Source organism: Mycobacterium scrofulaceum, from assembly GCF_002086735.1.
Classification (GTDB): domain Bacteria; phylum Actinomycetota; class Actinomycetes; order Mycobacteriales; family Mycobacteriaceae; genus Mycobacterium; species Mycobacterium scrofulaceum.
In genome coordinates this window covers 126,306-139,471 of sequence record NZ_MVIJ01000009.1, presented here as the reverse complement: position 1 = coordinate 139,471, position 13,166 = coordinate 126,306, and the positions used below count along the sequence as shown (strand labels likewise).

Here is a 13,166-nt window from a genome sequence, read left to right as displayed (position 1 = left end):
CGCCGCCCCACGACCCCGGTCACGCCCGGCCCGCCGGGATCACCGAACCGCGACCACCGCGCCGCGACCGCCGCACCACCACCGCGACGTCGGCGAACTGCTGCGGGATCGGGGCCTGCGGCTTGTGCACCACCACCTCGACGGCGTGCACCCGCTCGTCACCCATGACCCGGTCGGCGATCTCGCCCCCGACCGCCTCGATCAGGTTGCGCGGCGGGCCGGCCACCACCTCGGCGGCGAGTTGCGCCAGGGCGGCGTAGTCGTAGGTGTCGGCCAGCTCGTCGCTGGCGGCGGCACCGGCGAGGTCGATCCACACGGTCATATCGACGACGAACTCCTGCCCGTCGGCGCGCTCGTGCTCGAAAACTCCGTGTCGTCCACGAATCGTCAACCCCCGCAATTCGATTCGGTCAGCCATCGTCTCCAGCCAGCTCGGTCTGCTGCGTGTCGGTCCGCGTCCAGGCCCCCACCACCTTGAGGGCGTCGGCGGTGGCCCGCACGTCGTGCACGCGAACGCCCCACGCCCCGTGCAGCGCTGCCAGCGCGGAGATCACCGCGGTCGCCGTCTCGCGGCCACCGGGCGGTCGCGGCGAGCCATCCGGCCCGGCTAACAACGTACCGAGGAACCGTTTCCGCGATGCACCCAGGAGCACCGGGATGCCCGTGGCGACCAATTGCGGCAACGCGCGCAGCAGCGCCCAATTGTGTTGGCTCGTCTTGGCGAACCCGAGGCCCGGATCGATCACCAGCCTGGCGGGGTCGACGCCCGCGCTCACCGCGGCGTCGACGCTGGTCAGCAGCTCGGCACGCACTTCGGCCACCACGTCGCCGTAGTGCGGGGCCGCGTGCGGGCGGTCGGCGGCCACCGAACGCCAGTGCATCAGCACCCACGGCACACCGGCATCGGCCAACAGCGGCGCCATCGCGGGATCCGCGCGCCCACCCGACACGTCGTTGACGATGCGCGCACCGTTCTGCAGCGCCGCCCGCGCGACGTCGGCGTGCATGGTGTCGATGCTTACCGTGATCCCCTCCGCTGCAAGCTCTTTGACGACGGGAAGGACACGCGACGTCTCGACCCGGGAGTCGATGCGTGTGGCGCCGGGCCGGGTCGACTCGCCGCCGACATCGACGATGTCCGCGCCGGCCGCGGCCAGGGCCAGCCCGTGCACCACCGCGTTGGAAGTATCGAGATAGCGGCCGCCATCGGAGAACGAGTCGTCGGTGACGTTCAGGACTCCCATAACCCGCACAGGCGACGACTCACTTACGCAGGATGAGGTCGAGCGCTTCGGAGCGCGAAGCGGCGTTGGTCTTGAACAGTCCGCGCACCGCCGAAGTGGTGGTGACGGCGCCGGGTTTGCGCACGCCGCGCATGGCCATGCACAGGTGCTCGGCCTCGATCACGACGATCACCCCGCGCGGGCTGAGCTTGTTCATCAGGGCGTCGGCGATCTGGCTGGTGAGCCGCTCCTGCACCTGCGGCCGCTTGGCGTAGAGGTCGACCAGGCGCGCGATCTTGGACAGCCCGGTGACCCGCCCGTCGGCGCCCGGAATGTAGCCGACGTGGGCCACACCGTGGAACGACACCAGATGGTGCTCGCAGGTCGAGTACAGCGGGATCTCCTTGACCAGCACCAGCTCGTCGTGTTCCTCGTCGAACATCGTGTTCAGGACGCTGTCCGGGTCGGTGTAGAGCCCGGCGAACATCTCCTGGTAGGCGCGGGCGACGCGGGCCGGCGTTTCGCGCAGGCCGTGCCGGTCCGGGTCCTCGCCGATGGCATACAGCAGCTCCCGGACCGCCGCTTCGGCACGCGCCTGGTCGAACACGCGAATTGGCGGGGAGGCGGTGTCCGGGCCCAAACCGGTTAACGCCATCGGATCCTCCGTTTTCTCAGCCGTGAGCCGGTGGATTGGACCGGCTCACGTCGTCCTGCTCGGGAGACTTTCCGCCGGCCGGGTCGGGCAGACTCGGCGGCGGATAGGGCGGGTACGGCGGGTAAGGGGGAGGCGCCTGACCCTGCTGGGCCGGGCGGGCCTGCGGGTGGCCCGGATAGCCGGGGTGGTTCCCCGCCGGTTGCGGCCAGTAGGGCTGCTGCGGGGCCTGCGGCGGCGGGTACCAGCGATTCGGCTGCTGGTCGTGCGGCGGCCATCCCGGCGCGTGCCAGCCCGCCGGGGCGCCGTAGTCCGGCTGGGTGGGGCCGTGCGGCACGCCCGGACGGGGGTCGGCCCCCTGGGCGCCCTGGGAGCCGTTGCCGCCGTTGTTGTTTCGGTCGGCGTCGGCTCCGGCGGCCGCGGCGGCCTGGCTGGCGCGCGCGATGGCCGCCTTGAACGCCGGTTCGGGAACCGGCGGCGGCCACGGCTCGCCGCGCTCGATGGCCAGCTCGCCGGGCGTCTTGATCGGCGGTTTGTCGGACGGGATGCGGCCACCGAAGTCGTCGAACATGGTGAGCCGGGGCCGCTTTTCGACGCCGGCGAAGATGCCCTCGAGCTCGGCGCGGTGCAGCGTCTCCTTCTCCAGCAGCTGGCCGGCCAGCGTGTCGAGCACGTCGCGGTATTCGGTGAGGATCTCCCACGCCTCGGTGTGGGCGGCCTCGATCAGCTTGCGGATCTCGTCGTCGATGTCGCGGGCGACCTCGTGCGAATAGTCGGCCTGCGTGCCCATGGTGCGGCCCAGGAACGGGTCCCCGTGTTCGGTGCCGTATTTGACCGCGCCCAGCTTGGAACTCATCCCGAATTCGGTGACCATCGCGCGGGCCACCTTGGTGGCCTGCTCGATGTCGGACACCGCGCCGGTCGTCGGCTCCCGGAACACCAGTTCCTCGGCCGCGCGCCCGCCCATCGCGAACACCAGCTGCGCGATCATCTCCGAGCGGGTCCGCAGCCCCTTGTCCTCCTCGGGGACCGCCACCGCGTGCCCGCCGGTGCGTCCGCGGGCCAGGATGGTCACCTTGTAGATCGGCTCGATGTCGGGCATCGCCCAGGCGGCCAGGGTGTGCCCACCCTCGTGGTAGGCGGTGATCTTCTTTTCCTGCTCGCTGATGATCCGGCCCTTGCGGCGCGGGCCGCCGATCACCCGGTCCACCGCCTCTTCGAGCGCGGCGCCGGTGATGACGGTGCCGTTCTCGCGGGCGGTGAGCAGCGCGGCTTCGTTGATGACGTTGGCCAGGTCGGCGCCGGTCATGCCGACGGTGCGCTTGGCCAGCCCGGCGAGGTCGGCGTCCGGGCCGATCGGCTTGCCCTTGGAGTGCACCTCCAGCACCGCTTTGCGACCCGCCAGGTCCGGGTTGGACACCGGGATCTGCCGGTCGAAGCGGCCGGGCCGCAGCAGCGCGGGGTCGAGGATGTCGGGCCGGTTGGTGGCCGCGATGAGGATGACGCCGGCGCGCGGGTCGAACCCGTCCATTTCGACCAGCAACTGGTTCAGCGTTTGCTCACGCTCGTCGTGGCCGCCACCCAGGCCGGCGCCGCGCTGGCGGCCGACGGCGTCGATCTCGTCGACGAAGATGATGCACGGGTTGTTCTGCTTGGCCTGCTCGAACAGGTCGCGCACCCGCGACGCGCCGACACCGACGAACATCTCGACGAAGTCGGAGCCGGAGATGGTGAAGAACGGGACACCGGCCTCCCCGGCCACCGCGCGGGCCAGCAGCGTCTTGCCCGTACCGGGCGGGCCGTAGAGCAGCACGCCCTTGGGGATCTTTGCGCCCAGCGCCTGATAGCGGCCGGGGTTCTGCAGGAAGTCCTTGATCTCGTAGAGCTCTTCGACCGCCTCGTCGACGCCAGCGACGTCGGCGAAGGTGGTCTTGGGCATGTCCTTGTTGAGCAGCTTGGCGCGGGACTTGCCGAACCCGAAGCCCATTCGGGCGCCGCCCTGCATGCGGGAGAACATCACGAACAGGCCCACCAGCAGCAGCAGCGGCAGCACGTAGACCAGCAGCTCGCCCAGGATGCTGCCCTGGTTGACGACCGTGCTGACCTTGGCGTTCTTCGCGTTCAGGGCATTGAACAGGTCGACGGCGTACCCGCTGGGGTATTTGGTGATGACCTTGTCGGAGTTCTCGGTGTCGTTGTTGCCCTTCTTCAGGGTCAACCGCAGCTGCTGCTCGCGATCGTCGATCTGCGCGCTCTTGACGTTGTCGCCGTTGATCTGCGCCACCGCCACCGACGTGTCGACGGGCTTATAGCCGCGGGTGTCGTCGCTGAAGTAGAAGAACGACCAACCGAGCAGCACCACGACGGCGATCGCCGTGATGGTGCGGATTACGTTTTTCCGGTTCATCAATCATCGGCCTTGTCGGCCAGGTCCTTCCCCGATATACACGCAGCTGGAAAAGTCCAGGTTACCGCTCGTGGCGATCGCCAGCTCCGGCAGAGCCGGGCGCTGGGGGTACCGCCAGCATTCCGTCGATATAACGAGCGGGGGTTCCCTCCCGAACCGCCCCGAGCGTCACGCCAGCGTGACGGTGGCCACCGAACGCCGCGCCAGCGTGACGCTCGGTGGCGGGAGCGCGCCGAGCGGACGCGCGCGTCGGGCGGCTCGTCACTCGTAATAACGGGCCTCGATCACGTTGCCGTCCGGGTCGGTGAAGTAGTAGCCCTGCGGCGCCCAGCCCCGCGCCCCGAACGTGGGGCTCAGCCGCGCGCCGGTGTCCAGCCCTTCGGATTGGAGCCGCTGATCCAGCGCGTCGTACTCGGACCTCGATAGCGCAAGGCAGACGTGGTTCACGGGGTGGCCGGCGCTGCCCTGGGCCCGTGTCATCGCCTCGGTGCCGGCCGCATTGGCCAGCGGCAGCAGATCGATGATCGAGTCCTCGCACACCCGCACGCTCGGAAACGGCGCATCGCCGGCCTCGAACTCGGCAAACCGGACCGGCGCCAAGCCCACCACCCTCGTGTAGAAATCCATCGCGGCGCGCGGGTCTGAAGTCCAGAGGACGACGTGGTCGAGCCGCTTCATTCCGGTTCACCTGCTTTCACGTGGAGCGAGGGGTGCACGGCGATATCTACCAGGCGACCAGGCCCATTGGAATGCAATTCGCAATCAGCGTGAATACTTCTCAGCCGCCGAGGGGTTGTGCTTGGGTGACAAGGTGCTGGAATCAACCGAACGGTTAGTCGAGACCAACGGTGTGCAGCTGCGGGTGACGGAGGCGGGACGGCGCGGGGCGCCCGTGGTGATCCTGGCCCACGGCTTTCCCGAACTGGCCTATTCGTGGCGGCACCAGATCCCCGTCCTCGCCGGGGCCGGCTACCACGTGCTGGCCCCGGACCAGCGCGGCTACGGCGGCTCGTCCCGCCCGGACGCGATCGAGGCCTACGACGTGCACCAGCTGACGGCCGACCTGGTCGGTCTGCTCGACGACGTCGGCGCCGAGCGCGCCGTCTGGGTCGGCCACGACTGGGGCGCGGCCGTGGTGTGGAATGCCCCGTTGCTGCACCCGGACCGGGTCGCGGCCGTCGCCGCGCTCAGCGTGCCCGCGGTGCCACGCTCGCGCGTCGCCCCGACACAGGCGTGGCGTAAGACATTCGGCGAGAACTTCTTCTACATCCTGTACTTCCAGGAGCCCGGCGTCGCCGACGCCGAGCTCGACGCGGACCCGGCGCGCACCATGCGGCGGATGATGGGCGGGCTGCGGACGTCCGGCGACAGGGCGGCGGGGCTGCGGATGGTGGCCCCCGGGCCGGAGGGCTTCATCGACCGCCTCCCCGAACCCGACCGGCTGCCCGACTGGCTCAGCCAGGAGGAGCTCGACCGCTACATCGACGAGTTCTCCCGCACCGGGTTCACCGGCGGACTGAATTGGTATCGCAACTTCGACCGCAACTGGGAGACCACCCCGGAGCTGGCGGATGCGAAAATCACTGTGCCGGCGCTGTTCATCGGCGGCACCGCCGATCCGGTGTTGGCGTTCACCCGGGCCGACCGCGCATCGCAGTTGATCACCGGCCCCTACCGCGAGGTGATGATCGACGGCGCGGGACATTGGCTCCAGCAGGAACGGCCCGACGAGGTGAACACGGCCCTATTGGAGTTTCTCAACGGATTGGAGCTGCGATGAGCGCCCCGCTGCGCTTCGGTGTCTTCATCACACCGTTTCACCCGATCGGCCAATCACCAACGGTGGCTTTGGAATACGACATGGAACGCGTGATAGCCCTGGACCGGCTCGGTTTCGACGAGGCGTGGTTCGGCGAACACCACTCCGGCGGTTACGAACTGATCGCCTGCCCGGAGGTGTTCATCGCGGCCGCCGCGGAGCGCACGAAACACATCCGGTTGGGCACCGGAGTGGTTTCGCTGCCCTACCACCACCCGTTGATGGTGGCCGATCGCTGGGTGCTGCTCGACCACCTCACCCGCGGGCGGGTGATGTTCGGCACCGGTCCCGGCGCCCTGCCGTCGGATGCGTACATGATGGGCATCGATCCGGTCGACCAGCGGCACATGATGCAGGAGTCACTCGAAGCGATCCTCGCCCTGTTCCGCGCGGGGCCCACGGAGCGGATAGACCGTCAAACCGACTGGTTCACGTTGCGCGAAGCGCAGCTGCACATCCGGCCCTACACCTGGCCTTATCCCGAAATATCCACGGCGGCAATGATTTCGCCGTCCGGCCCGCGGCTGGCGGGCGCACTGGGCACGTCGCTGTTGTCGCTGTCGATGTCGGTGCCGGGCGGCTACGCCGCTCTGGAAACCACGTGGGACGTGGTGCGCGAGCAGGCCGACAGGGCCGGCCGCGACGAGCCCGATCGGGCCGACTGGCGGGTGCTGAGCATCATGCACATCGCGGACAGCCGTGAGCAGGCCATCGACGATTGCACGTACGGGCTGCAAGATTTCGCCAACTACTTCGGCGCGGCCGGGTTCGTCCCGTTGGCCAACGTGGTGGAGGGCGCCCAGACGCCGCACGAGTTCGTCGCGGACTACGCGGCCAAGGGCAATTGCTGCATCGGAACCCCCGACGACGCGATCGCCCACATCGAAGACCTGCTCGACCGCTCGGGAGGTTTCGGCACGCTGCTGATGCTGGGTCACGACTGGGCCTCCCCCGAGGCGACGTATCACTGCTATGACCTGATGGCGCGCAAGGTGATTCCCCACTTCAAGGGCCAGCTCGAGGCGTCTCGTTCGTCGCACGACTGGGCCAAGGGCAGACGCGACCAGCTGATCGGCCGGGCGGGTGAGGCCGTGGTGAAGGCCATCACCGAGCACGTCGACGAGCAGAAGGGCGCCGAAGGCTGATGCGCGCGGCGGTGTTGCGCGACGGCCGCATGGCTTACCGGGACGACGTCACCGAGCCCGTACCGGGGGTCGGGCAGGTGCTCGTCGGTGTGCGGGCGTGCGGGATCTGCGGCTCCGACCTGCATTTCGCCGCCCACGGCGCGCATGTGCTGGACATGAGCGAGCGGGTGGCGGGCGGCGCAGGCATGCACGTCGACCTGGATCACGACATCTTCATGGGGCACGAATTCAGCGCCGAGGTGCTCGAGGCCGGACCCGACACCGAGACCCACCCGCCGGGGACCCTGGTCACCTCGCTTCCGGTGCTGCTGTCCGCCAGGGGCGTCGAACCGATCGTCTACAGCAACAGCACGATCGGCGGGTACGCCGAGCGCATGCTGCTCTCTGCGCCGCTGCTGCTGCCGATTCCCAACGGCCTGGATTTCCGGCACGCGGCCCTGACCGAACCCATGGCGGTGGGGCTCCACGCCGTCAACAAGTCCGGCATCGCCCCCGGCGAGACGGCGCTGGTCGTCGGCTGCGGCCCGATCGGCATCGCGATCGTCGCGGCGCTGCGGGCAAGGGGAGTGGAAAACGTTGTCGTCTCTGACTTCTCGCCCAAGCGAAGGGAGCTCGCCCGCGCCATGGGCGCCCACCGGACGCTGGACGCCGCCCAGGGGTCACCGTTCGACTCCGTCAAACCCACCGTGGTGTTCGAGGCGGTCGGGGTGCCCGGCATCATCGACGACATTCTGCTGCGGGCGCGGCCCGGCACCCGCCTGGTCGTCGCCGGGGTCTGTATGCAACCCGACACCGTGCATCCGTTCTTCGCGATCGCCAAAGAGATCAACGTCCAGTTCGTGCTCGCCTACACCCCGGAGGAGTTCGCCGACTCGCTGCGCGCGCTGGCCGAGGGTGACATCGACGTGAGCCCGCTGATCACCGGGGAGGTGGGCCTGGACGGGGTCGGCGCGGCCTTCGACGACCTCGCCGACCCCGAGCGGCACTGCAAGATTCTGGTCACTCCGTAGCTAGGCCCAGCTCGATCCGACGGCGCTGTCGGTACTGGCCATGTTGCTGCCGGCGGTCTGCACCTTCTGCCCGTGCGCGTTGGCCTGCTCGTAGATCACCTGGAAGTTGCGACCCAGTTGGGTGATGAATTCCTGGCACGCCGCCGACCCGGCGCCGCCCCAGAAGTCGCCGGCCGCAAGCACATCGCGGACGATGGCCTGGTGTTCGGCCTCCAGCGACGCGGCCTGCGCGCGGATGGTGGCGCCGTGGGCGTCGACATCGCCGAATTGATAGTTGATCGTCATTGTTGAATGTCTCCTGTTGGTAGAGGGTTGATGTGCCGGGCTAGCTGCCCAGGATCTGCTGCGAGGACTGCTCTTGTTGCTCGTAGTTGTTCGCGTCGCGAACCAGCCCGTCCCGCACGCCGTGCAGCATGTTGACGATGTTGCGAAACGCTTGATTCATCTGGCCCATGGTGTCGTAGGAGGTCGCCTCGGCGGCTCCGCCCCAGCCTGCGCCGGAGATGTTCTGCGACGACGCCCACATCTTGCGGGCCTCGTCCTCGACCGTCTGGGCGTGCACCTCGAAGCGGCCCGCCATCGCCCGCATTTCGTGCGGGTCGGTCATGAATCGCGTTGACATTACTTTTCTCCTTCGAATGTTGTTGTAATTGTTGATGTTTCGTCACTTCTACGTCGAGAGCGCCTCTCCCCCTCTCCTCATCCGATCACGCGCGGCAATACGCTCGCGAAAGCCGGCATGGTGGCGCCGAAGCCACGCATCTCCGTGCCGCCGACCGGGGCCGCGGAACTGCCGCGGGGGCTCAGCATTCGAGCAGCCGCGCCGGCACCCGCCAGTGGTGCGGCGGACGGCGCGGCCGCTTCGGGAGTCGCCGCGGCCCAGCTCGGCGGCACCGACAGGCCACCGATTCCAGTGGCCCGGCCCATGGCCGCCGACGGCATCAGGCGGGCCGGCGCGAGCCGCTGCGGTGTGGTCATCAGCGGCTGCGCGGGGATGAAGCGTTGCATGCCGGGCAGCGCGCCCGGGGAAAGGGCGCCGGAGGCGCGCATGGCGGTGGCAAAGTCGGCGGGGGCCGCGGCCGTCCCGCCCATTCCCGCTGTGGTGCCGGCGCCCTGGCCCAACGGCGTGCCGAGCAGATCGGCGAAACTGCTGACGGCCGACGGAAAGCTGCCCGCCAGCGATGACGCGGGCGAATTGAGCGCCGACGGCAGCGCCATCGCCGCCTGAGTGGCCATTCCCTGGGTGGCCCCCTGCATGTTCGCCGCGCCCGCCGCCATCGCGCCATCCGCCGCCCCGCCGGGATTGGTGGTGGGCGGAGCGAGCGCCATCGGCGCCAGCGTGGCCGCCGCCGCCGAGGAGCCGGCATAGACGTACATGGCCGCGGCGTCCTGGGCCCACATCTCGCCGTACTGCGCCTCGGTGGCCGCGATCGCCGCTGTGTGTTGCCCGAGGAGGTTGGTCGCGACCAGCATCATCAGCAAGGAGCGGTTGGCCGCAATGAGCGGGGGCGGCACGGTGGCTGCGAACGCCGCCTCGTGTGCCACGGCGGCCGTCGTCGCCTGCATGCCCGCCTCCTCGGCCAGCGCGGCGGTGGCGTGCATCCAGGCCACGTAGGGAGCCGCGGCGGCCGCCATCGCCGCCGACGACGGGCCCTGCCAGCCGGCCTCGGTGAGGTCGAGGACCACGGTCCCGTAGCCGGTCGCGGCCGCCCGCAGCTCGGCGGCCAGGGCCTCCCACGCCATCGCGGCCGCCAGCATCGATCCCGGCCCCGGCCCCGCATAGATCAGCCCGGACGTGATCTCCGGGGGCATCGCAGCGAAATCCATCTCCACGTTCCTTTCGTTGGGTCGTTCGTTATGCCAGCGCCGGTGAGGGCTTCGGGCCGGACGCGGCTTTGAAGGCCGCCTGCGCGTGCACGACATGCTCGCCGGGCGTTCCGGCGGGGCAGGTGCATCGGGGCGACGTGTTCGGCGGGCAAGGCGGCGGCGAGCCGGGCGGGCGCGTTCGGCGCCAGCTGTCCGGGCAGGAGGTGGCGGGGCGCCGACTCCGCGCGCGCGACCTGCCCGGCGGGCGCCGGGCGGGCGGGCGCAACGTGTTCCACGTGCTCGGCGGGCGCCATGCGGGCCGGGTGTGCGACGCGTTCGGCGGGTGCGGCCGGGTGGGCCCCATAGTTACCCCGCGCGTACGGCGCCTGGTGGTGGCCATAGTGGGCGGCTCCGTAACCGGCGTAACCGCCCCGCTGGGGGGTCGCATCGCCGCCATAGCCGCCGCCGTGCCATCCCGGGTGCACGGGCGCCGCCGCGGTTGCCGGGTGGGCCGGGGCGGTGGGGGTCACGCGGTTGGGCGCCGCCGGCGCGACGCGACTGGGCACGGCCGGCGCCGTGCGGGCGGGCCCGCCGGGCACCATGTGCGCGGGCATGGCCGGCGCCAGGTGGCCGCCCGCGGCTTGGGTCGCGTTGGCGGCCTCGGCGGCCTCGTACGAATCGGCACTGGCCCCGAGGACGCTGACAAACTGCTCGTGGATCATGCCGGCCTGGGCGCTGATCGCCTGATACTGCTGGCCGTAGCCGGCGAAGGTGGCCGCGGTCAGCGCCGAGATCTCGTGGGCCGACGCCGGGACCACTCCCGTGATCGGGAACGCCGCCATCGAATTGGCCGCGGTCACCGCGGCGCCGATCGCCTGCAGCCGGCCCGCCGCGGCGAGCAGCAGTTCCGGCCTCGTGGTCAGGAACGACATGTCTTTCTCCTCGTGAGGTGCCCGAATCCGACTTTCGTTGTCGCGCTTCCGGACACTATGTCATGTTTTATGAATATATGTCTAGTACGAGTCTGGTAGTTCTCGATTTCGTCTCAGGACTCGCAAGAACGGATGCTTTGCCCGGGTTTTGGCACCGGGTTACTCTGGGTGGATGCCACGCACGAACGCCGCCGGCTGGGGACTGAGGCGCCTGCTCGAGGCGACGCTGAACCGCGACATCACCGTCGAGCAGTTGCGCGACGCCTGCGGTGTCACCAAAGGCCGTTGGTACGGGCCCGCCGGGCGCGCCAATGCCGACGACTTCCCCGATGCCGAGGAGGCCAGGCGCGCCGCGCATGCGTTCGGGCTCAGCGCCACCTGGCTACAGGTCGAACTCGGCCTGATCACGCCTGAGGATGTGCACGGTGCCCTGGGCGACGCGCAGTCGCTGGACCCGTTCCGGCCCACGACGCGGCAACGAGTGTTGATGCCGAATCCGACGGCGGAGAACTCGCGCGACTGAGTCGCCGTCGGGCGCGGGTGCCGCGCGCGGCGGAGTCGGCCCGCGCCTGGGCCGTGGCACGCGGACCCCGAAACCTGCCGCCCTGGGTCTCGACGGCGCCGCGGCTAACCCCCGGCCGGTGGGTGCGGGATGACCGCGGGCTTGAAGCCGTACCGCGGGGCCGCGAAGTTGGCTGACATTCCGCGGCCGAGGCCACTGCCCACCATGGGGACGCCGCCTACCGCGTGGGTCGCGGGTTCGACGGCCGCCGATGCCGCGAGGCCATTGAGCGTCGCGGCGGCGGGGGTCGCCGCCGGGGCGACATTCGCCCACGCCTGGGGCACCGACAGGGCGCCGACGGTCACCGCCTTGCCGACCGCCCCCGCGGGGCCGCTCAGCCCGGCGCCGGACAGGGCCGCCGGCAGGGCCGATGCGGCGGCCTTCGCGGCACCCTCGACTGCCTGGGCGGCGGCCTTGGGCGCCATCGAGTGGCTGAGCCCTTCGAGGTCCCGGAAGATCGTGACGAAGAGCCGGCTGGGTCCCACCCACTCCTTGAACATGTCGATGGGCGTGCCGGGGTGCAGGGTGGACGAGCCGGTGAGGCTTTCCAGGAGCGCGCCGCCCATACCGTCCAGCGCCAGCGTGCCGCCGCTGACCAGGTTGCCGACCGGACTGGCCGCGGCTTGGGGTCCGGCGAGACCGGCAAGCGTGCCGGGCATCGCGTCGGTCAGCGCCGACAGTTCCTGCGTCTCTGCGGCAGCCGAGGACGCTACCGCCTGCGCAACGGCGACGTCCTGGGCGGCCACCCCCGCCGGGTTGGTGGCGGGCGCAGCCGGGTCGAACGGCGGCAGCGACGCCGCCGCGGCCGACGCCGCCGCGTAGCCGTACATGGCGACCGCGTCCTGCGCCCACATCTCGAGGTATTGCGCCTCGGTGGCCGCGATCGCCGGTGTGTTCTGGCCGAGGAAGTTCGTGGCCAGCAACTCCGCCAGCAACACCCGATTGGCCGCGATCACCGGCGGTGGCACCGTCGCGGCGAACGCCGCCTCGTATGCGCCGGCCGCCGCCGCGGCCTGGGCGGCGGCGTCTTCGGCCCGGCCGGCCGCGCCGTTCAACCAGGCGATCTGCGGCGTGGCCGCCGCCGCCATCGACAGGGCGGCGCCCCCGAGCCAGGGTCCGTCGGTCAGCCCGGTGACCACCGACAGGTACCCGGAGGCCGTGTCGAGCAGGTCGGCCGCCAGCGCCTCCCAGCCCGCGGCGGCGGCCAGCATCGGTCCGGAGCCGGGCCCGGAGTACATCAGCGCCGAGTTGATCTCCGGCGGCAAGAGTCCGAAATCCAGCATGACTCGCCTAACCGACAAGCACGCTGTTGGCGGCCTCGGTGGCCGCATACGAACCCGCGCAAATCCCGAGCACCGTCGCCAACTGTTCTTGCGCGCGCGCGGCCTGGGCGCTGATCGCCTGGTAAAGCTGGGCGTGGGCGGAGAACTGGGTGGCGGTCAGGATGGACACCGCGTCGGACGCTGCTGGAGCCACCGCCGTCGTCGGGCCTGCCGCGGCAGCGTTGCCCGCCTGTAGCGCCGCGTTGACCGACTGCAGTTCCCCCGCGGCTGCGCTCAACATGTCCGGCTGTGCGATCACGATCGACATTCGCATTCCTCCCTCGATGG

The 13,166-nt window shown here is 70.3% G+C and carries 15 protein-coding genes; 4 read left to right on the top strand and 11 right to left on the bottom strand.

Translation table 11 applies throughout. The features are described 5' to 3' along the window. Positions 1–19: 19 nt before the first annotated feature. The 5 genes from folB to BST44_RS08665 all read right to left on the bottom strand — a co-directional run bounded on the left by folB (position 20) and on the right by BST44_RS08665 (position 4,960). Entirely contained in the window at positions 20–418 is a 399-nt protein-coding gene (gene folB, locus BST44_RS08685) for a dihydroneopterin aldolase (RefSeq protein WP_083176621.1), read from the bottom strand. Continuing rightward, positions 411–1,244, bottom strand: coding sequence for a dihydropteroate synthase (gene folP / locus BST44_RS08680; protein ID WP_083176619.1), 834 nt, complete (start codon positions 1,242–1,244; stop codon positions 411–413). The genes folB and folP overlap by 8 nt, the downstream gene beginning before the upstream one ends. Positions 1,245–1,263: 19 nt before the next feature. Then, positions 1,264–1,878 (bottom strand): GTP cyclohydrolase I FolE, encoded by a 615-nt coding sequence (folE, locus tag BST44_RS08675; RefSeq protein WP_083176618.1) that lies wholly within the window; start codon positions 1,876–1,878, stop codon positions 1,264–1,266. Between the two features lie 16 nt (positions 1,879–1,894). Then, positions 1,895–4,282: an ATP-dependent zinc metalloprotease FtsH gene (ftsH, locus tag BST44_RS08670; protein ID WP_083176616.1), complete on the bottom strand. Its 2,388-nt coding sequence runs from the start codon at positions 4,280–4,282 to the stop codon at positions 1,895–1,897. A gap of 261 nt (positions 4,283–4,543) precedes the next feature. Further along, complete coding sequence (locus BST44_RS08665) at positions 4,544–4,960, bottom strand: VOC family protein (RefSeq protein WP_083176614.1); 417 nt, start codon at positions 4,958–4,960, stop codon at positions 4,544–4,546. A gap of 133 nt (positions 4,961–5,093) precedes the next feature. Here BST44_RS08665 and BST44_RS08660 point away from each other — a divergent pair, with 133 nt between their 5' ends. Genes BST44_RS08660 through BST44_RS08650 form a run of 3 tightly spaced genes read left to right on the top strand, consistent with a single transcriptional unit; the run spans position 5,094 to position 8,256 of the window. Further along, entirely contained in the window at positions 5,094–6,062 is a 969-nt protein-coding gene (locus BST44_RS08660) for an alpha/beta fold hydrolase (RefSeq protein WP_142274420.1), read from the top strand. Continuing rightward, entirely contained in the window at positions 6,059–7,246 is a 1,188-nt protein-coding gene (locus BST44_RS08655) for an LLM class flavin-dependent oxidoreductase (protein WP_083176613.1), read from the top strand. The genes BST44_RS08660 and BST44_RS08655 overlap by 4 nt, the downstream gene beginning before the upstream one ends. Further along, positions 7,246–8,256, top strand: coding sequence for a zinc-binding dehydrogenase (locus tag BST44_RS08650; protein ID WP_083176611.1), 1,011 nt, complete (start codon positions 7,246–7,248; stop codon positions 8,254–8,256). Before BST44_RS08655 ends, BST44_RS08650 begins: the two co-directional genes overlap by 1 nt. Here the strand turns inward: BST44_RS08650 and BST44_RS08645 are convergent, their stop codons facing one another. From BST44_RS08645 to BST44_RS31675, 4 genes are all read right to left on the bottom strand, one after another. Then, entirely contained in the window at positions 8,257–8,541 is a 285-nt protein-coding gene (locus BST44_RS08645; protein WP_083176610.1) for a WXG100 family type VII secretion target, read from the bottom strand. A 40-nt stretch (positions 8,542–8,581) separates the two neighbouring features. Next, entirely contained in the window at positions 8,582–8,878 is a 297-nt protein-coding gene (locus BST44_RS08640) for a WXG100 family type VII secretion target (protein ID WP_083176608.1), read from the bottom strand. 77 nt (positions 8,879–8,955) lie between these two features. Further along, entirely contained in the window at positions 8,956–10,083 is a 1,128-nt protein-coding gene (locus BST44_RS08635; protein ID WP_158086645.1) for a PPE family protein, read from the bottom strand. After that, entirely contained in the window at positions 10,041–10,994 is a 954-nt protein-coding gene (locus BST44_RS31675; RefSeq protein ID WP_208619754.1) for a PE family protein, read from the bottom strand. Before BST44_RS31675 ends, BST44_RS08635 begins: the two co-directional genes overlap by 43 nt. A 172-nt stretch (positions 10,995–11,166) precedes the next feature. On the opposite strand from BST44_RS31675, the gene BST44_RS08620 reads away from it, so the two are divergent. Next, positions 11,167–11,517: a hypothetical protein gene (locus BST44_RS08620; RefSeq protein ID WP_083176602.1), complete on the top strand. Its 351-nt coding sequence runs from the start codon at positions 11,167–11,169 to the stop codon at positions 11,515–11,517. Positions 11,518–11,621: 104 nt separating this feature from the next. On the opposite strand, the gene BST44_RS08615 is transcribed toward BST44_RS08620, so the two are convergent. Together BST44_RS08615 and BST44_RS08610 are read right to left on the bottom strand one after the other, a co-directional pair. Next, the gene (locus tag BST44_RS08615; RefSeq protein ID WP_083176600.1) at positions 11,622–12,839 is read right to left on the bottom strand and encodes a PPE family protein; all 1,218 of its coding nucleotides are present in this window, start codon (positions 12,837–12,839) and stop codon (positions 11,622–11,624) included. Between the two features lie 7 nt (positions 12,840–12,846). Then, positions 12,847–13,146 (bottom strand): PE family protein, encoded by a 300-nt coding sequence (locus BST44_RS08610; RefSeq protein WP_083176598.1) that lies wholly within the window; start codon positions 13,144–13,146, stop codon positions 12,847–12,849. Positions 13,147–13,166: the final 20 nt, after the last annotated feature.

What these genes read in the sequence shown, in the direction of transcription:
- folB (WP_083176621.1), bottom strand. Translation starts at nt 418, where the DNA reads ATGGCTGACCGAATCGAATTGCGGGGGTTGACGATTCGTGGACGACAC.
- folP (WP_083176619.1), bottom strand. Translation starts at nt 1,244, where the DNA reads ATGGGAGTCCTGAACGTCACCGACGACTCGTTCTCCGATGGCGGCCGC.
- folE (WP_083176618.1), bottom strand. Translation starts at nt 1,878, where the DNA reads ATGGCGTTAACCGGTTTGGGCCCGGACACCGCCTCCCCGCCAATTCGC.
- ftsH (WP_083176616.1), bottom strand. Translation starts at nt 4,282, where the DNA reads ATGAACCGGAAAAACGTAATCCGCACCATCACGGCGATCGCCGTCGTG.
- BST44_RS08665 (WP_083176614.1), bottom strand. Translation starts at nt 4,960, where the DNA reads ATGAAGCGGCTCGACCACGTCGTCCTCTGGACTTCAGACCCGCGCGCC.
- BST44_RS08655 (WP_083176613.1), top strand. Translation starts at nt 6,059, where the DNA reads ATGAGCGCCCCGCTGCGCTTCGGTGTCTTCATCACACCGTTTCACCCG.
- BST44_RS08650 (WP_083176611.1), top strand. Translation starts at nt 7,246, where the DNA reads ATGCGCGCGGCGGTGTTGCGCGACGGCCGCATGGCTTACCGGGACGAC.
- BST44_RS08645 (WP_083176610.1), bottom strand. Translation starts at nt 8,541, where the DNA reads ATGACGATCAACTATCAATTCGGCGATGTCGACGCCCACGGCGCCACC.
- BST44_RS08640 (WP_083176608.1), bottom strand. Translation starts at nt 8,878, where the DNA reads ATGTCAACGCGATTCATGACCGACCCGCACGAAATGCGGGCGATGGCG.
- BST44_RS08635 (WP_158086645.1), bottom strand. Translation starts at nt 10,083, where the DNA reads ATGGATTTCGCTGCGATGCCCCCGGAGATCACGTCCGGGCTGATCTAT.
- BST44_RS31675 (WP_208619754.1), bottom strand. Translation starts at nt 10,994, where the DNA reads ATGTCGTTCCTGACCACGAGGCCGGAACTGCTGCTCGCCGCGGCGGGC.
- BST44_RS08620 (WP_083176602.1), top strand. Translation starts at nt 11,167, where the DNA reads ATGCCACGCACGAACGCCGCCGGCTGGGGACTGAGGCGCCTGCTCGAG.
- BST44_RS08615 (WP_083176600.1), bottom strand. Translation starts at nt 12,839, where the DNA reads ATGCTGGATTTCGGACTCTTGCCGCCGGAGATCAACTCGGCGCTGATG.
- BST44_RS08610 (WP_083176598.1), bottom strand. Translation starts at nt 13,146, where the DNA reads ATGTCGATCGTGATCGCACAGCCGGACATGTTGAGCGCAGCCGCGGGG.